Annotated in this window: 16 protein-coding genes and 1 tRNA gene; 11 read left to right on the plus strand and 6 right to left on the minus strand. The window is 65.1% G+C overall.

From position 1 onward, the window contains the following. Window positions 1-6: 6 nt before the first annotated feature. The 9 genes from CAL19_RS12200 (at window position 7) to CAL19_RS12240 (ending at window position 11,265) form a co-directional block, all read left to right on the plus strand. Entirely contained in the window at window positions 7-1,203 is a 1,197-nt protein-coding gene (locus tag CAL19_RS12200; RefSeq protein WP_026640178.1) for an acetyl-CoA C-acyltransferase, read from the plus strand. An 11-nt stretch (window positions 1,204-1,214) separates the two neighbouring features. Then, a complete protein-coding gene (locus tag CAL19_RS12205; protein WP_026640177.1) occupies window positions 1,215-1,733 on the plus strand; it encodes a DUF4442 domain-containing protein in 519 nt (172 codons plus the stop codon). Between the two features lie 19 nt (window positions 1,734-1,752). Further along, window positions 1,753-3,429 (plus strand): AMP-binding protein, encoded by a 1,677-nt coding sequence (locus tag CAL19_RS12210; RefSeq protein WP_094796904.1) that lies wholly within the window; start codon window positions 1,753-1,755, stop codon window positions 3,427-3,429. A gap of 195 nt (window positions 3,430-3,624) precedes the next feature. Next, a complete protein-coding gene (locus CAL19_RS12215) occupies window positions 3,625-5,676 on the plus strand; it encodes a TonB-dependent siderophore receptor (protein ID WP_094796905.1) in 2,052 nt (683 codons plus the stop codon). 254 nt (window positions 5,677-5,930) lie between these two features. After that, on the plus strand, window positions 5,931-7,442 hold the full coding sequence (locus CAL19_RS12220) for an NAD-dependent succinate-semialdehyde dehydrogenase (RefSeq protein WP_094796906.1): 1,512 nt from the start codon (window positions 5,931-5,933) through the stop codon (window positions 7,440-7,442). 60 nt (window positions 7,443-7,502) lie between these two features. Continuing rightward, window positions 7,503-8,321, plus strand: coding sequence for a phytanoyl-CoA dioxygenase family protein (locus tag CAL19_RS12225; RefSeq protein WP_026640173.1), 819 nt, complete (start codon window positions 7,503-7,505; stop codon window positions 8,319-8,321). 32 nt (window positions 8,322-8,353) lie between these two features. After that, window positions 8,354-9,964, plus strand: a complete 1,611-nt coding sequence (locus tag CAL19_RS12230; protein ID WP_026640172.1) for an MFS transporter — start codon at window positions 8,354-8,356, stop codon at window positions 9,962-9,964. A gap of 84 nt (window positions 9,965-10,048) precedes the next feature. Further along, complete coding sequence (locus CAL19_RS12235; protein WP_094796907.1) at window positions 10,049-10,783, plus strand: GntR family transcriptional regulator; 735 nt, start codon at window positions 10,049-10,051, stop codon at window positions 10,781-10,783. A 17-nt stretch (window positions 10,784-10,800) separates the two neighbouring features. Continuing rightward, entirely contained in the window at window positions 10,801-11,265 is a 465-nt protein-coding gene (locus CAL19_RS12240) for an OsmC family protein (protein ID WP_094796908.1), read from the plus strand. Between the two features lie 60 nt (window positions 11,266-11,325). On the opposite strand, the gene CAL19_RS12245 is transcribed toward CAL19_RS12240, so the two are convergent. Both CAL19_RS12245 and CAL19_RS12250 read right to left on the minus strand, forming a co-directional pair. Then, window positions 11,326-11,402, minus strand: a tRNA-Arg gene (locus CAL19_RS12245). A gap of 32 nt (window positions 11,403-11,434) precedes the next feature. Next, complete coding sequence (locus CAL19_RS12250) at window positions 11,435-12,709, minus strand: MFS transporter (RefSeq protein ID WP_094796909.1); 1,275 nt, start codon at window positions 12,707-12,709, stop codon at window positions 11,435-11,437. Between the two features lie 153 nt (window positions 12,710-12,862). Here CAL19_RS12250 and CAL19_RS12255 point away from each other — a divergent pair, with 153 nt between their 5' ends. Together CAL19_RS12255 and CAL19_RS12260 are read left to right on the plus strand one after the other, a co-directional pair. Then, the gene (locus CAL19_RS12255; protein WP_026640169.1) at window positions 12,863-13,693 is read left to right on the plus strand and encodes an AraC family transcriptional regulator; all 831 of its coding nucleotides are present in this window, start codon (window positions 12,863-12,865) and stop codon (window positions 13,691-13,693) included. A gap of 67 nt (window positions 13,694-13,760) precedes the next feature. Continuing rightward, window positions 13,761-14,717 (plus strand): NAD(P)H-dependent flavin oxidoreductase, encoded by a 957-nt coding sequence (locus tag CAL19_RS12260; protein ID WP_094797163.1) that lies wholly within the window; start codon window positions 13,761-13,763, stop codon window positions 14,715-14,717. Window positions 14,718-14,727: 10 nt separating this feature from the next. Here the strand turns inward: CAL19_RS12260 and CAL19_RS12265 are convergent, their stop codons facing one another. From CAL19_RS12265 to CAL19_RS12280, 4 genes are all read right to left on the minus strand, one after another. Then, a complete protein-coding gene (locus CAL19_RS12265) occupies window positions 14,728-15,696 on the minus strand; it encodes a Bug family tripartite tricarboxylate transporter substrate binding protein (RefSeq protein WP_038852413.1) in 969 nt (322 codons plus the stop codon). Between the two features lie 52 nt (window positions 15,697-15,748). Beyond that, window positions 15,749-16,945, minus strand: coding sequence for a CaiB/BaiF CoA transferase family protein (locus CAL19_RS12270; protein ID WP_026640166.1), 1,197 nt, complete (start codon window positions 16,943-16,945; stop codon window positions 15,749-15,751). Next, on the minus strand, window positions 16,942-17,676 hold the full coding sequence (locus CAL19_RS12275; RefSeq protein ID WP_094796910.1) for an enoyl-CoA hydratase/isomerase family protein: 735 nt from the start codon (window positions 17,674-17,676) through the stop codon (window positions 16,942-16,944). Before CAL19_RS12275 ends, CAL19_RS12270 begins: the two co-directional genes overlap by 4 nt. An 87-nt stretch (window positions 17,677-17,763) precedes the next feature. Next, a complete protein-coding gene (locus tag CAL19_RS12280; RefSeq protein WP_051423805.1) occupies window positions 17,764-18,297 on the minus strand; it encodes a MarR family winged helix-turn-helix transcriptional regulator in 534 nt (177 codons plus the stop codon). Between the last annotated feature and the right edge of the window lie 54 nt (window positions 18,298-18,351).

Below are 18,351 nucleotides of genomic sequence, written 5' to 3' on the forward strand. Positions count from 1 at the left end.
ATCGCGATGAACCGACAGATCCAAGACGCCTATATCGTGGCCGCCACCCGTTTGCCGGTTGGCAAGCGCAACGGCATGTACAGAACCACGCGTCCGGACGACATGCTGGCCGCCGCACTGCGTGCCGTACTGGCGCAGGCGCCCGCGCTCGACCCGGCGCGCATCGAAGACGTGATCGCGGGCTGCGCCATGCCCGAGGCCGAACAAGGCATGAACGTGGCGCGCATGAGCCTGCTGCTGGCCGGGTTGCCCGACACCGTGCCCGGCGTCACGCTGAACCGCTTCTGCGCATCCGGCCTGCAGGCCGTGGCCGACGCCGCCGCCCGCATCCGGCTGGGCTCGGCCGACGTCGTCATCGCCGCGGGCACCGAATCCATGAGCGCCATGCCGCAGATCATGGGCAACAAGGTCGCGCTCAACCCCCGCATTTTCGCCAGCGACGATAACATAGGAATGGCCTACGGCATGGGCCTGACCGGCGAGAAAGTCGCCGCCCAATGGAAGATCTCGCGCGAAGACCAGGACGCGTTTGCCCTGGCTTCGCACCAGAAGGCCTGCGCAGCCATCGCGGCCGGGCACTTTCGCGACGAAACCACGCCTTACCGCACCATCAGCCATGTACCGGGCGAAGGCGGCGCGGTGCGGCGAGTGGAAAACCTGTGCGAACACGACGAAGGCCCGCGCCCCGACACCACCGCCGAGGCGCTGGCCCGGCTCAAGCCGGTATTCGCCGCGCGCGGGTCGGTTACTGCCGGCAACAGCTCGCAGATGTCCGACGGCGCCGGCGCCGTCCTGCTGGTATCCGAGCGCGTGCTGAAAGAACTGAACCTCTCGCCGCTGGCGCGTTTCGTGGGCTTCTCGGTGGCCGGCGTGCCGCCGCAGATCATGGGCATAGGGCCCAAAGTGGCCATCCCCAGGGCCCTGGCCGCCAGTGGCATCCGCCAGCAAGATCTCGACTGGATCGAACTGAACGAAGCCTTTGCCGCCCAGTCGCTGGCCGTCATCCGCGACCTGGATCTGGACCCGGCCAGGATCAACCCGCTGGGCGGCGCGATCGCACTCGGCCACCCGTTGGGGGCCACCGGCGCCATCCGTACCGCCACGCTGGTGCATGGTCTGCGCCGCACCGGCGGCAAATACGGCATGGTCACGATGTGCGTGGGCACCGGCATGGGCGCGGCCGGCATCTTCGAGGCGCTGTAGCGCCTGCGGCCGTGAAGCCCTATTGGCTAAAGCGCCTGCCGCCGGCATGGCGCGCCCGCCTGATGCGCGCAGGCTTCAATCTGCACCCGGCGTTCCGCGCCACGGGCGGGCGCGTCACTCACGTGTCGCCCGACTTTCTGCACCTGCGCGTGCGCCTGCGGCTGGCTCGGCGCACCCGCAATATCGTCGGTTCGATGTATGGCGGCTCATTGTTCGCCATTACCGATGGCGCGCACCCCACCCTGCTCATGGCCGCATTGGGCGCCGACGCCATTGTCTGGGACAAGGCGGCCACCATACGCTACCGCAAGCCGGCATACACGACGCTGTACGCCGACTTTCGCCTCGATCCGGCCGACATCGCCGCCATCCGTCACGAACTCGCCGAGCGGCGCGAGACGACCCGCGTATATATCGTCGAACTGAAAGATCGCCACGGCGCGGTCTATGCCGAGGTGGAACGCACCGTGTATATCGCCGACAAGCAGTTCTATAAAACCAAGGTTCGCGGCGCCCGCGCCGACGCCTGAACCCGCGAGCATTACCGACATGGAACGCATCTGGCTCAAGAGCTATCCGCCCGGCGTGCCCGCCGAGATCGACATTTCCCGCTACGACTCGCTGCTGGACATCTTTCACGACAGTTGCGCGCGCTTTGCCCGGCGCCCGGCCTACACCAGCCTGGGCGTTACCATCACCTATGCACAGCTCGACCGGTGGTCGCGCGACTTTGCCGCGTGGCTGCAATACCGGGGCCTGAAAGCCGGCGACCGCGTCGCACTGATGCTGCCCAACCTGCTGCAATACCCCGTATGCCTGTTCGGCGCCCTGCGGGCAGGCTGCGTGGTCGTCAACTGCAACCCCCTGTACACCGCTCACGAGCTGGCCCACCAGCTCGCGGATGCCGGGGCCCAGGCCATCGTCATCTCTGAAAACTTCGCGCGCACGTTGCAGCGCGCCCTGCCCGACACGGCATTGCGGCATATCGTCGTTACCTCGGTGGGCGAGCTGCTGGGCCCCCTGAAGGGCCGCGCCGTCGATTTCGCAGTGCGCTACGTCAAGCGCAAGGTGCCGGCCTGGCAACTGCCGCAAGCGACACGCCTGCGCGTGGCGCTCAGCCAGGGACGCGGCAGGCCATTGCGCACCCCGGCGCTCACCCCTTCCGATCCTGCCTTTTTGCAGTACACCGGCGGCACCACCGGCGTGGCCAAGGGCGCGGTGCTTACGCACGGCAACATGCTGGCCAACCTGAGCCAGGCTCATGCCTGGATCCACGGCCTGGTGCGCGAAGGCGAAGAATGCATCGTCACGGCATTGCCGCTCTATCACGTGTTTGCGCTTACGGCGAACTGCCTCACCTTTCTCAAGTTGGGCGCGCGCAACCTGTTGATCGCCGATCCGCGCGACATGCCGGCCTTCATCCGGGCGTTGCGCGGCACGCCTTTCAGCGCCATCACGGGTGTCAACACACTGTTCAACGCGCTGCTGAACCACCCGGATTTCGCCAGGCTGGATTTTTCGCGGCTGCGGCTGACGCTGGGCGGCGGCATGGCCGTACAACGAGCCGTTGCACAGCGCTGGCGCGAAGTAACCGGCGTATCGCTGGCCCAGGCCTATGGCCTGACCGAGACCGCGCCGGCGGTCACGCTCAATCCGCTCGATGTGGAAACGTTTACCGGCTCGATCGGCCTGCCCGTGCCCTCCACCGAACTGTCTGTGCGCGACGATGAAGGCCGCGAAGTTTCCCAGGGCGAAACGGGCGAACTTTGCGTGCGCGGCCCCCAAGTCATGGCCGGCTACTGGAACCGCCCCGACGAAACCGCGCAGGTGCTCCACCCCGACGGCTTTCTGCGCACCGGCGACCTGGGCTACATGGACGAGCGCGGCTACGTGTTCCTGGTCGATCGAAAGAAAGACCTGATCCTGGTCTCAGGCTTCAATGTCTATCCCAACGAAGTCGAGGACGCCGCCGCCCTGCACCCGGGCGTACGCGAAGTGGCCGCCGTCGGCGTGCCCGACGCGAAGTCCGGCGAAGCCGTCAAACTCTTTGTTATCCGGCGCGACCCGACGCTGGAGGCCGCCGAGCTTATCGCCCACTGCCGCCAGCACCTCACCGGCTACAAAGTTCCGCGCCACGTCGAATTCTGCAACGACCTGCCGCGCACGCCCGTGGGCAAGATCCTGCGGCGGGCGTTAAGAACACCGCCGGCCGCGCCCGCACCCTGACCCGATCCATGGAGGTCCCGGCGCCGCCCATGCGCTTTTGGGGGGCGTGACCCCGGCCAGACTCCTCTATATAATTCCCCGCTATCAAGAATAGTTCTTATTCTTGCAACCATTATCGTCATTACGCAGGGGAATATATTGAAGACTCGATCGCGCGCCGCTAGCGCACGCCTCGCACGGGCCTGCGCCATTGCCATGGTGGCGGGACTGGCCGCCCCCGGAGCCCATGCCCAGAACGCCGCCGCAGACACCACGGCCACGCTGCCGGCGGTGCAGGTGACCGGCACCCAGGAAACCGCCACGAGTCCGGTGGCCGGGTACGTGGTGCGGCGCAGCGCCACCGGCACGAAAACGGACACGCCTTTGCGCGAAACCCCGCAGGCCATTACCGTCATCCCGCGCGACCAGATCGTGGACCAGGGTGCGCAGAACGTACAGGACACCCTCAATTACGCGGCGGGTGTGCGGCCCAACGCCTACGGCGTGGACAACCGCGCCGACTATGTCCGCGTGCGGGGCGTGGAGCCCGTGCAGTATATGGACGGCCTGCGCCAGTTCTTCAACTACAACAACCCGCGCACTGAAGTCTATGCGTTGGAACGCGTCGAAGTGCTGCGCGGGCCGTCTTCGATGCTGTATGGCCAGGGAAGTACGGGCGGGGTGCTCAACCTGGTCAGCAAGCGCCCGCAGCCCGAAGCGCAACGCGAGATAGGCGTCGTCCTGGGCAACCATAACCGCAAGGAAATCCATGCCGACCTTACCGGCCCGGTGACGGAAGACGGGCAATGGCTGTATCGCGTGGTGGCCGTCGCCCGCAACAGCGACACCCAGGTGCAGCACGCCCCCGACGATCGCCTGCTGCTTGCCCCTTCGCTTACCTGGCAACCCAGCGCGGCCACATCGCTGACCCTGCAAGGCTATTTCCAGAAAGACAAGGCCGGCACTACGCAATCGTTCCTGCCCTGGAGCGGCACGGTCAGCTACAACCCGAACGGCCAGATCCCCACCCGCCGATTCACCAGCGAGCCGGGTTTCGACGCCTATGACACCGAGCAATTCAGCCTGGGCTGGCTGTTCGAACACCATTTCAACGATCGCTGGACGTTTCGCCAGAACTTCCGCAACACCATCAGCAAGGTCGACTACAAGTCGATGTATCCGGATGCTTATTCGAACCCCGAAGCGCCGTACATCGACCCGCGCCAGCAGGTGCTCAATCGCTATTTCTACGTCAACAAGCCGCGCATGCGCACGATGCTGGCCGACCAGAACCTGGAAGGCAAGCTTAACTGGGGCGCCACGGAACATACGCTGTTGTTCGGCGCCGACTACAGCCGCTATCGCGAAACTGGCGAAACGGCATCCGGCGTGGGCAGCCCGTTGAACGTCTACCATCCCGTCTACGGCAACATTCCCGACTACCAGACCACCGACACGCCCAAGAACAAGCAAGAGCAGCTGGGCTTCTACGCGCAGGACCAGATCCGCTACCGGAACTGGATATTCCTGGCGGGCGTCCGCCACGATCGTGCCCGCAACGATCTTGAAGGCAGCGACCGCGAAACCGACAATGCCACCACCAAGCGGTTCGGCCTGCTCTATGCCGCGGATAACGGCCTGTCGCCCTATATCAGCTACAGCGAGTCATTCACGCCCATTGCCGGCACGGACGTGAACAGCAATCGCTGGAAGCCCATGCGCGGCAAGCAATGGGAACTGGGGCTGAAATACATGCCACCCAACCGCGATCTGGAAGCCACCGCCGCCATCTACGACCTGCGCGAGAAAAACCGCCAGGTGCCCGACCCTTCCAATCCGAACAACCAGGTCCAGACCGGCAAGACCAAGACGCGCGGCGTCGAACTTGAACTGCGCGGCCGCGTCACCAAGCAGATGGACGTGATCGCCAACTACATCTATACCGATATCGATCCGGCGCTGGAAGGAGTGCCCAAGCACATGGCGTCTCTCTGGGGCAAGTACCGGTTCAACGTGGCAGGCATGTCGGGCTTCTCGGCCGGAGCGGGCGTACGCTACCTGGGCGCATTCACCGACGGCGGCGCGCCCGAAACACCTTCGGTGACGCTGTTTGATGCGATGCTGGCCTATGACAGCGGCGCGTGGCGCTACGCGCTGAACGTCAACAACATCGCCGACCGTACCTACGAGGTCACTTGCCTGCGCCGTGGCGACTGCTTCTACGGGCAGCGCCGCACCGTGACGCTCAGCGCCGCGTATCGATTCTGAAGTTCCAGGCCCGCCCGCCTTTGGGCGGGGCCGGCCACTCTATCTGCCCAGGGCGCACACCGTGCGCCCTTTTTTACGTCGCCGCCACGGTGGCGCGCGCGCCCCATTCCCGGTCTCTGACCCCTCGCCCCCGTTGAAAACCGGGGCTCGCACCGGTGCGTTATACGGGTTTCTCCGGATTCGCCCAAACTGTACACAGAATATTATTCAGCACGTGATGCAGTTTAATTGCCGTAGCAATGGGAGAGCACCCAATGACGACCCTGACCGCCTGCCCCGCCGATCCGGCCCATGCGCCGCTGGCCGGGCAACTCCAGCATTCCTACCTGCTGCAACAGGGTGGATTCATAAATGGCCAATGGGGATCGGCCGCGGCGCACGCCTGCCTGCCCGTCACAGACCCTGCCACGGGGCAACGGCTGGCCACGTTGGCCGCGAGCTCGGTCGGCGATGCTCGCGAGGCGGTTCGCGGCGCCAGCGCGGCCCAGGCTGGCTGGGCGGCGTTGCCGGCCCGGGAACGGGCGGCATTGCTGATGGCCTGGCATGCCCAGATAATTGCGCATGCGGACGATCTGGCTTTGCTGATGACGCGCGAACAGGGCAAGCCCCTGGCGGAAGCGCGCGGCGAAGTAATGTTCGGGGCCAGCTTCGTGGCGTGGTATGCCGAAGAAGCCAAGCGCGTCCATGGCGAGGTATTGCAAACCTACAGTGCCGACCGGCGGGTGCTGACATTGCGGCAGCCGGTAGGAGTCGTCGTGGCCATCACGCCATGGAACTTTCCAAGCGCCATGATCACGCGCAAGTGCGCGCCGGCACTGGCGGCTGGCTGCAGCATCGTGCTCAAACCCTCCGAAGAAACTCCCCTATCGGCCATCGCACTGTGCGTTCTGGCGCAACGCGCCGGCATTCCGGACGGCGTGATCAACCTGGTGCTGTGCACGCGTGACAACGTGGCCGAAGTGGGCCGGGCGCTATTGGAAGACAGCCGCGTGCGCAAGTTGTCATTTACCGGCTCTACGCAGACCGGCAAGACCCTGATGCGCCTGGCCGCCGATAACGTGCTCAAGGTCAGCCTGGAACTCGGCGGCAATGCGCCGCTGATTGTGTTTGACGATGCCGACCTGGACCGCGCCGCCGACGGCGCGCTGGCCAGCAAGTTCCGCAACATGGGCCAGACCTGCACATGCGCCAACCGCATCCTGGTGCAGCGTTCGGTCTATGAGGCCTTCGCGGCCAAGCTGGTAGAGCGGGTGCGAAACCTGAAGGTCGGGCCGGGTACCGAGCCCGGCGTCACCCAGGGCCCGCTGATCAATCACCAGGCGGTGCAGAAAGTGCAGCGGCATGTGGCCGACGCACTTGCGCACGGCGCCCGCGCCGTCTTGGGCGGCAAGCCAGATGCACGGGGAGGCCTGTTCTTCCAGCCTACGGTATTGCTCGATGTCACGCCGCGCATGCGCATCTGCCACGAAGAAACCTTCGGGCCCGTCGCGCCGTTGCTGGCTTTCGATACCGAAGAAGAAGCTCTGGCGCTGGCCAACGACTCCAGCTACGGCCTTGCGGGATATTTCTACACACGCGACCTGGCGCGCGCCCTGCGCATGGCGGAGCGCCTGGAACTGGGCGCGGTGGGCGTGAACGAAGCCGTGATCTCGTCCGAAGCGGTGCCCATCGGCGGCGTAAAGCAGTCGGGGATCGGGCGGGAGGGCGCGCACCACGGCATCGATGAATTCCTGGAAACCAAGCAAATCACGATTGGAGCCTTGTAATCGCCTGGCCTGTACGGCAGTCGCCGACTTTCCTTTCTTACCTTGATGAGGACACTAGCCATGCTGACCCCCGAACAAATCCATTCCTACGACGAGAACGGGTTCCTGGTCCTGCGGGACCTGCTCACTCCGCTGGAACTGCGCGCCCTGCAGGAAGACGCCATCGTGCTGCGCAGCGACCAGCGCGGCCACCCCGATGCGAACGTGCTCGAAAAAGACGGCACGACCGTACGCGCCGCCTGGGCCGTCGAGCTCGATTCAGAGGCGTGCGCCCGCGTCTACCGCCTGCCCCGCGTGTTGGGCGCAATCAAGCAATTGCTGGGGCAGGTCTATTTACACCAGTCGCGGCTGAACTACAAGGCAGCCGGCACAGGCGACATCTTCCAGTGGCACCAGGACTATGCAAGCTGGGTGCATGACGGCCTGCCATACGGGGGGCATCGCGACATGCTCACGGTGCTGATCACGCTTGACGATTCCACGCCCGACAACGGCCCGCTGCGTTTCATACCCGGTTCGCACAAGCACGGCCTCATCGATCCCTTCTACGACACAACGACCACCAGCTATCCCCTGCACATTGTCCCCGATGAATACATGGAAACGCATTTCTCGCACATACCCGTGTACGAATGCACCTTTCCGGCCGGCACGGTAGTGCTGTTCTGCGGCAACCTTGTACACAGCTCGAAAGAAAACCGCTCGCAGCAAGGACGCCGCAATCTTTACTTTGCCTACAGCCGCGACGGCAACCGGCCTACCGGCAAGGTCACGCGCAAGCACAAGAACGCCTACATCATGAATCCGGCGCCCTACGTGCTGCAGGAAATCGACGACAGCAGCCTGGCCGACTATGCACGCGGCCTGATGCCTGCCTGATGCCACGTCCAACACCATAAACAGGGGAAATCATGGAAACGCTGGCCGGCTCATTAAACGACACCTCGACCACCAGGCCTTTGCGCTCCAGGGAAATGCGCAAGGTGATCTGGGGCGCATCGCTAGGCACCGCCTTCGAGTGGTACGACTTCTTTGTCTATGGCGCGTTGGCGGCCGTGCTGGCGCCACTGTTCTTTCCGCCCAGCATGGGCCAGACAGCCGCTTTCCTGGCCAGTCTGGCCACGTTCGGGGTCGGGCTGGTGCTGCGGCCGTTCGGATCGCTGGTGTTCGGCCGCCTGGGGGACCTGGTGGGGCGCAAGTACACCTTCCTGATCACGATCGTGATGATGGGCATCGCCACAATAGGCGTGGGACTGCTGCCCACATATGCCACTGCAGGAGCCTGGGCGCCAGCCCTGCTGGTGCTGCTGCGTTGCATCCAGGGGCTGGCCCTGGGCGGCGAGTATGGCGGCGCGGCCACTTACGTCGCCGAGCATGCCGAAGACGGCAAGCGCGGCCAGCACACTAGCTGGATCCAGGCCACCGCGACCGTGGGCTTTCTGTTGTCGCTGCTGGTCGTCACGCTGACGCGCTACGCCACCACTGCCGAACAATTCAACGCCTGGGGCTGGCGCATACCATTCCTGTTTTCGGTCGTGCTGCTCGGCGTATCCATCTACATACGCGCGAAGCTGAATGAGTCGCCGGTGTTCTTGCAGATGAAGGCGGAAGGCAAGACATCACGACAACCCATACGCGACGCGTTCGGGAACTGGGCCAACCTGAAGTACGTGCTGCTCGCACTGTTCGGCACCGTCGCCGGTGTAACCGTGCTGTGGTACACGGGCCAGTTTTTCGCGCTGATCTTCCTGATGAAATGGCTCAAGGTCGAGCCCACCACAGCGTACATGCTGGTTTCGGTAGCATTGCTGCTCGGCACGCCCTTCTTCGTCCTGGCGGGCTGGATGGCGGATCGCTGGGGCCGCAAGCCGGTGATTGTGTGCGGCTTTATCGTCGGCGTGCTGGCGGTGATACCCATATTCAAGGGCCTTACCCACTATGCCAATCCGGCGCTCGAACGCGCCATCGCGACGGCCCCGGTAACACTGGAATCTTCGGAATGCCGGCTGCGCTTGTTTTCGGGCCCCGAAAACGCCTGCGAACGGGCCCGCGAGCAGCTCAACAGCGCCGGCGTGCCCTATACCCTGACGCCGTCCGACCAGCCTGGCGCCACGGTGCGAGTGGCAGGCATCAATGCGGATGGCGCCGACACCGCCGCAGTGGCCCGCGCCCTGTCACAGGCCGGGTATCCGGCCCAGGCCAAGGCCGACGAAATCAACCGCCCCATGGTCGTGGCGCTGATCTGGCTGCTGGTGGTCATAGGGTGCGTGGTCTATGGCCCCAACGGCGCTTATCTGGTGGAGCTCTTTCCCACCAAGGTCCGCTACTCCAGCATGTCCATGGCATACCATATCGGAACCGGGTACTTCGGCGGCTTCGCCCTGTACTTTGCCACGCTGATCTCTACCACCACGGGCAATATCTACGCTGGCCTCTATTACCCCATCGTCATCGCCGCGATATCCATCGCCGTGACCATCTTCCTGCTGCCCGAAACGCGCAACTGGAAGCTGAACCGATGACGTCCTGCCCTTTCGCCCGGTTTGGCGCCGTGCACGCCCGCCTGGATATAATACAGTCCGGTATACACATTATCGGACGAGACAATGACCCAGGCAGGCAAGCATGCCTTGACCGCTTCCGCCGACGAGGCGACAGCGGCACCGCGAAAACGCACGTCGCTGAGCTCTTCTGCCATCTATGAGCGCATCAAGAACATGGCAGCCACCTACGAGTTCAAGCCGGGCGAGCGCATCAACGAAATCGAGCTGTCCAAGCAGCTCGAGGTCAGCCGCACCCCTTTGCGCGAAGTACTGAATCAGCTCATGGTCGAAGGCTTCCTCGAGCGCACCGCGAACAAGGGCTTCACCAGCCGCCCGCTGGACGCCAAGCAAGTGTTCGACCTGTACGAATACCGACTGGGCATCGAAACCGCCATTGCGCGCCTGGCTTGCAGACGCGCCACCGACGCCGAGATCGAGGCGCTGGCCGCCGCGACACAGCGCGACACCTCGATGCCCGACGATGCCGATTCGGCCCAGCTGCTGGCGCTGGACGAAGACTTCCACATGGGCCTGGCCCGCCTGACGCACAACGAGGAGTACGTGCGCGCGCTGGCCAACATCAACGCGCGCATCCAGTATGTGCGGTGGATCGACATGCGCAACGGCAGGCGGCCCTATACGCAGGCCGAGCACGTCGGCATCATCGAGGCCTTGCGTGCGCGCGACGAAGCGGCGCTGGTCAACCTGCTCGAATCGCACATCGGACGCCGTCAGGACCAGATCACCGAAGTCATCAAGCTGGGCTACTCCGAAATCTACACGCGCAACCGCGCCTGAACCCCACCACAGGGCCCATGATGGAAATCGAAGCGACTATTTCGTGGAAACGCCAGCCGCACGAAGCGTTCTCGGACCAGCGGTACAGCCGCGCCCACACGTGGCGCTTTGACGGCGGTGCGCAAGTCGCGGCATCGTCGTCGCCGCACATCGTGCCGCTGCCCTATTCCGAACCCGCCTTCGTGGATCCGGAGGAAGCCTATGTGGCCTCGCTGTCGAGCTGCCACATGCTGGTGTTCCTGGCCATAGCGGCCAGGCAAGGCTATGTGATCGACGGCTACGACGACCGCGCCACGGGCGTCATGGAAAAAAACGAGCAGGGCCGCCTGTACGTCAGCCGCGTCACCCTGCGCCCGCGCGTGCTTTATCGCGGCGCGGCGCCCGATGCCGCCACCGACCATGCGCTGCACCACCAGGCCCACGAACAATGTTTCATTGCCAACTCGGTACGTACCGTTGTTGAAACGGTGCTGCAACACTGACGGCGCAACCGCCGCTGGCGCAAAGAAAAAGGGCCTCGCAATGGAGACCCCTTTTTGAATTGGCGCGCCCGGCAGGATTCGAACCCACGACCCCTTGGTTCGTAGCCAAGTACTCTATCCAACTGAGCTACGGGCGCTGGTAAAGAGGCGAAATTATAACGGAATCAGTTTATTTGTCCAGCGGAGTATCGGCGCGCCCTAATTGCGGCCCTAACGGCACACGGACGGCGCGGGGCGCCTTGCGTTCGATATCGGGCAGCAGAAAGGCCACCAGGCCCAGCAGGGGCAGGTACGCACACACCTCGTAGACGAACGCGATGTCGGTCATGTCGGCCAGCTTGCCCAGCGCGGCCGCCCCCAGTCCGCCCATGCCGAACGCAAAGCCGAAGAACAGGCCCGCGATCATGCCGACGTTGTTCGGCACCAGCTCCTGGGCATACACCACAATGGCCGAAAATGCCGAGGCCAGCACCACGCCGATGATCACCACCAGTACGCCGGTCCAGAACAAATTGGCGTGCGGCAGCATCAGCGTGAATGGCGCAACGCCCAGTATGGACACCCAGATCACGATTTTGCGGCCGATGCGGTCGCCCACCGGCCCCCCTGCCACCGTGCCGAACGCCACCGCGGCCAGGAACAGGAACAAATACAGCTGCGCCGAGCGCACCGAAAGATCGAATTTGTCGATCAGGTAAAAGGTGAAATAGCTGTTCAGGCTGGCCAGGTAAAAATACTTGGAGAAAATCAGCACCCCCAGTATGGCCAGCGCGAACATGACCTTGCGGCGACCCGGCGCATCGGCGCCGCTGGCCGCGCGGGCCTTGGGCTTGAGCAGCGCACGGTTGGCGCCATACCAGCGGCCGATGCCGATCAGCACAATCATCCCGAACAGCGCCGCCAGCGAAAACCAGGCCACGCTGGCCTGCCCGTGGGGAATGATGACCAGCGCCGCCAGCAACGGCCCCAGGGCGGACCCGACATTGCCGCCGACCTGGAACAGCGACTGCGCCAGCCCGTGCCGGCCGCCCGATGCCATGCGCGCCACGCGCGAAGATTCGGGGTGGAACACCGACGAGCCCGTGCCCACCAGCGCGGCGGCGACCAGCAGGTAAGGCAGCGACGGCGCGTAAGCGAGCAACAACAGGCCCACCAGCGTGAAACCCATGCCCACCGGCAGCGAGTACGTCGTCGGCCGTTTATCGGTATAAAGGCCGACGCAGGGTTGCAACAGCGAAGCGGCCAGCTGGTAGGTCAAGGTGATCAGGCCGATCTGGGCAAAGCTGAGATCGAACGACTCTTTCAGCATGGGATAGATGGCCAACAGGATCGACTGGATCATGTCGTTCATCATGTGCGCCACGCTGATGGCGCCCAGTACCTTGAAGGCTGTGGCGGGCGGCGCGGTAGCCGGCGCGGGGCCGGTGGAGGACGAGGCAGTCATGGTGTCGCAGGTCTGGAAACTACACTGGAATCAGCAATACGCACGCATGCCTGGCGCGCGCTGTTTCAGTGTATAAAGCCCTGGACTCGCCGAAGTGCCAAACTTCGTCGCTTAAATGACATAACAAGCGCCATTCCTGTCGCCCCGCCTCTCATGCCCCGTTACTCTCCTGCGCCCGCCGACGCTCTGCGCAGCCGCCGGGCCGACGATTACCAGCACGGGCCCAGGCCGGTTACCGCCATGGCCAAGGACTTCCTGCCCAGCGCGCACACCGGCCCGCACAGCCACCCGCGCGGCCAGCTCGTGTATGCGATTGAAGGCATGATGCGGGTCAGCACGCCCGACGGCTTCTGGACCTTGCCGCCTCTCAGGGCCCTGTGGGTGCCCCCCGGCGCGACGCATGCAATCCAGATGGTGGGCGCGGTGCGGATGCGCACACTGTACGTGCATGCCGACGCCGCGGCCGTACTGTGGGACCGCTGCCAGGTCATCGAAGTCCCGGGCCTGCTGCGCGAACTGATCCTGGCGCTGGCAGCCGAACCGGTGGAATACGCCATGGATGGCCGCGGCGGGCAGATCGCCGCCTTGCTGCTGACGGAACTGCGCCGGGCGCCCGTGATCCCGATGCGCATACCCTGGCCCGGCGACCGGCGCCTGCAGACGGTTTGCCGCGCCATTCTCGAGCAGCCGGGCACCGTGCGCACCATTGATGACTGGGGCGATGAAGTGGGCGCCAGCGGCCGCACGTTGATACGCCTGTTCCAGGCCGAGCTCGGGCTGAACTATCGCCAGTGGGTGCAGCAGGTGCGGCTTGCCGAAGCCTTGCGCCGCCTGTCGCTGGGCCACTCCGTGGCACGCATCGCCGCCGAACTCGGCTACCGCAGCCCCAGCGCGTTCACGGCGATGTTTCGGCGCGCCCTCGGTGCGCCTCCCCAGGACTATCTGCGCGACAGCCAGCGGCGCGCACATGGCCGCGCCATATAGTTGATTAAATCAACAATATCGGCAAGAATAGGGCAACTCGATGTCCCGCGACAGGATTGCCCACACCATGCTCCAGACCCGCCTGACCCGCCTGCTCGGCCTGCGCTACCCCATCATCCAGGGAGGCATGAGCTGGGCGTCGTCCAACGCCGCGCTGCCGCTCGCGGTATCGCGCGCCGGAGGCCTGGGCACCATTGCGGCTGGCCCCATGTACCCTGAAGACTTGCTCGTTGCCATTCGCGCCGTGCGCGCAGGCACCGACGCGCCATTCGCGGTCAACATCCCGCTGTACAACAAGCGGGCGCAGGAACACCTGGACATTGCCATCTCCGAACGCGTCCCGGTAATCATCGGCTCGCAAGGGGGGCCGCAAAAGCACCTGTCGCGCGCGCACGATGCCGGCATCAAGTGGCTGCAGGTCGTGGCCAGCCCGGCACATGCCCGGAAGGCGCAGGCAGCCGGCGTGGATGCCGTCATCGCCGTGGGCCTGGAAGCGGGCGGGCATCCCGGCCCCGACGAGGTGGGCACGCTGGTGCTGGCCCGCGCCGTGGCCCGCGCCGTGGATATCCCATACGCCGTCGCGGGAGGCATTGCCGATGGTGCCGGCCTGGCGGCCGCGCTGTGCCTGGGGGCCGATGGCGCCCAGCTGGGCACACGCTTTCTGCTCACTCACGAGTCCAACCTGCATCCGGCGTACAAACAGGCGGCACTCTGGGCCGGCGTCGCCGACACGACCCTGGTGGGTCGCGGCCGATCGCCGGTACGCATGTTGCGCAACGTGTTCGCCCAGGAATATGCGGCGCTCGAGCGCGCCGGCGCCTCGGATGCCGAACTGGACGCCTTGTTCGGCACACGATCCCTGAAGCAATCGGCCAAAGACGGCGATGTGGATCATGGCAAGGTGGAAGCAGGCCAGAGCGTAGGACTCATCGATGCCCTGCGCCCGGCTGGCGACGTCGTTGCCGACCTGGCCAGCGAGGCGTTGCAGGCGCTGGCGCGGGTCGTCGAACCCGCCCGCGCCTAGGCCTGCGGTGCTATTGCTTTACCAGCCCTGCGCCCTGCACCAGATCGGTCAGCACCCGCTGGTCTTCCAGTACGAACTCGGTCGCTTCATCCGGCGTCATGCTCCACAGCTCGACGCCTTGCGATGCCATCTGATCGCGATATTTCGCGTTCTGGTTCACCGCATTGACGGCATCATTCAACCGCTGAATCACCGCATCCGGCGTGCCGGCAGGCGCGGCCAGGCTATACCACGAGGCCGACTCGGCCGATTCGATGCCGGCTTGCGCCATGGTCGGCACGTCGGGCAACAGGGGTGAGCGCTCGCGGGCCGCATAAGCCAGCGGTATCAGGCGATTATCTTTAATGAAAGGCAGGCTGGCGGCCAGATTCAGTACCGCCGCGTCCACCTGTCCGCCCACCAGGTCGTTGATGGCCGGCGCGGCGCCCTTGTACGGGATATGCACCAGGTCGATGCCGGCCCGCTTGCGGAACAGTTCCGCGCCAAGGTGCGGCGAGCTGCCCGGCCCGGCCGAGCCGTAGTTCAGTTGCCCCGGCTTCTCGCGAGCCAATGCGATCAGTTCCTGCACGGACTTGACCTGCAGCTTGGGATGCACGACCAGCATGTTCGGCTGATTGCCGACAATGCCGATGAAACGAAAGTCTTTCACGCCGTCATATTGCGTGCGCTGCATCAGCGGCGTCACGATATGCGCGGCCGCGGTTCCCAACAGCAGTGTGTAGCCATCCGGCTGGGCGCGCGCCACGATCTGCGACCCTATTGATGCCCCGCCCCCGCCCTTGTTCTCTACCACCACGGGCTGGCCCAGCTGGGTTTCCAGTTCGCGCGCGAGCGCGCGCCCCAGCGTATCCGCGGGCCCGCCGGCAGCGTAGGGGTTGACCAGCGTAATGGGTTTGGACGGGTAAGCATCCGCGCCCACGGCCGTCCCGCATGTGGCGGTGAGCGCGGCAACGGCAATGAATTTTCCTAGTGCATGCATTTCATGTCTCCTGGTTGATGTTATTGGCTGGCTTGCGGCGTATCGCAAGCGTTCATATGGCGCCTTGCTCGCGCAAGGCGGCTATGTCACAGTCATCCAGACCCAGGCGTTGCCTGAGCACGTGGTCGGTGTGTTCGCCCAGCAGCGGGGGCCGGCCCGTCTCGGGGTGCTCGTAACCATCGAACTTGAAGGGCACGGGCACCGCGCCGAAACGTCCCAGCTGGGGGTGCTCGTACCCGGCGACCATGCCGCGCGCCCGCACATGCTCATTGGCGAAGATTTCGTCTACAGACAGAATTGGCCCGGCCGGCACGCCCGCGGCATCGCAGCGCGCGCAGAGCGCATCGCGGTCGATTTTCCGGATGGCCTCGGCCAGCCCGGCCATGACCTCCTCGCGCCGAGCCACGCGGTTGGCGTTGCGAGCCAGTTCCGGATCGTCGCGCCATGCGACCAGCCCCAGCAGTTCACACAATGGCTTCCAATGCTGGTCGCTGCCCGTGATCTGTACCCACTTCCCGTCGCGGCACTCAAAGGCTGCCGACGGCACCCGGCCCGGATGCTCGGTGCCCATGCGCGCAGGCACCTCTCCCAGTGCGAAAAAGCGCGCCGCCGCGAGCGACAGCAGGCCGACCTGGCCATCGAGCATCGAGAAATCCACATGACATCCCGGGCCGCCACGTTCGCGCCCCAGCAGGGTGGCCAGGATGCCGATGGCCACCCACAGGCCCGACGTCAGGTCGGCCACCGGCAGCCCGGGCTTGACGGGTCCGCCGCCTCGTTCGCCCGTCAGGCTCATGATGCCGCCCATTGCCTGGAACACGGTGTCATATCCCTTGCGCGGCGCATACGGGCCGGTCTGCCCGAACCCCGTGCAGGAACAGTAGATCAGGCCGGGGTTATCGGGTGCGATGTGTTCGCGGTCCAGCCCATACTTCTGCAATGTGCCCACCGGGAAGTTCTCGACGACGACGTCCGCCTGCGCCGCCAGTCTGCGAATCAGCGCCTGCCCCTCCGGGTGGCGGAAGTTCACCGTGATCGACTGCTTGCTGCGGTTGAAGGCCAGGTAGTAAGCCGATTCGCTGCCCCCGGGCCCCTGCACGCGCGGCTCGAAACTGCGCGTTTCGTCGCCCGCGCCCGGCTGCTCTACCTTGATCACCGTGGCGCCCAGCTCGGCCAATATCATCGATGCGAACGGGCAGGCGAGCACGCGCGAAAGATCCAGGATGGTGACGCCGTCCAGCGGTTTCATTGGCCACCTCCGCCCCCGAAGCTGCGCATGATGGTGTTCGCGTCGCGGCCCACCGCCAGCGCCTCGGCCAGCCCCAGGTCCGCCGCCCGGTGAAACGAACGCTTCGTCAGCTTCATGGCGGCCGGGTCCCAGGCCGCCATGCGGCGCGCCAGTTCGAGCGCCGTGTCACGCACCTGGCCAGCCGGCACCACGCGGTTGGCCAGGCCCAACGCCAGCGCGCGCGCGCCGTCGATAGGCTCGGCCAGGGCGACCAGTTCGAACGCCTGCTTGCGGCCGACCTGCCGAACCAGGTTCGCCATGACCACTGCGGCGACAATGCCATGGCGCAGTTCGGGATAACCAAAACGCATGTCGTCGGCCGCCACGGTCATGTCGCACGCCAGCGCCAGCCCTGCCCCGCCCCCAAGCGCATTGCCGTGCACCGCGGAAACAACCGGTTTGCCCATCAGCGAAAACACCTGGTGAAGCTCGGTCGTCAGCTCGGCGCGCCGCGATACCGCATCGGCATGCTGCGCCGTCAGTCCTGCGAACTCCCTGGTGTCGGCGCCGGCGCAGAATGAACGTCCATTGCCCGCCAGCACCACCGCGCGCACAGTGCTGTCGCGGTCGGCCGCGCGCAGGGCATCCAGCAAGGCCTGCGTCAGCGCGGTATTCAGCGCGTTGTGCTTATCCGGGCGATTCATGCAAAGAATGCGCACGGCATCCTGGTTCTCGATCTGCAGTTCGGTCATCCGATCCTCGTCATGGCATTGCGATTGGCAAATTAATTGCAAAAATCAACTATATGGACGCGCCGCCGGGCAGGCGGGCGCGTCAGTTCAGCGGGGTCCGGCGCTTCGACCCCGTCGGGCCGGGATCTCGCTTTTCAATTCATGAAACATCTCGAGCGCCCGTCCCGTCAGCTTGTCCAGCGCCCGCTCGAGCGCTTCGCGCTCGGCCGGGCTCAGCACTTCGAGCAAGGCTTCGTTACGCTGCACCGCCGCGGGAAACATCTCCTGGTACAGGCGCCGGCCGGCAGCGGTCAGGTCCAGGCTGATGCCCCGTCCGTCCTGCGCATCGGCGCTGCGGCGGATCAGCTTCTTGTCGATCAGTTCCGACACTGTGCGGCTGGCCTGGCTTTTGTCGATATTCGACTCGCGCGCCAGGGCATTCAACGACATGGGCGCCTCGGCGCCCAGCAACGCCACAATGCGCCATTCGCGCGGACCCACCTGATAGCGGCTCTGGTTCAGCCCCGCGGCAATGCGGCTCGACACATACGCCAGCCGGTTCAGGCGATACGAAAACAGGTCTTTCAGGCCGCTTGGGGCGGCGCGCGGCGCCACGGTCTTGGCGGCGGTACGAGTGGCCATAGTCGAAGGTTTCCAGGCTTGGGGCGCACACGCCGGGCGGCCGTGTGCCAACGC

This window comes from Bordetella genomosp. 7 (genome assembly GCF_002261265.1).
GTDB lineage: Bacteria > Pseudomonadota > Gammaproteobacteria > Burkholderiales > Burkholderiaceae_B > Bordetella_A.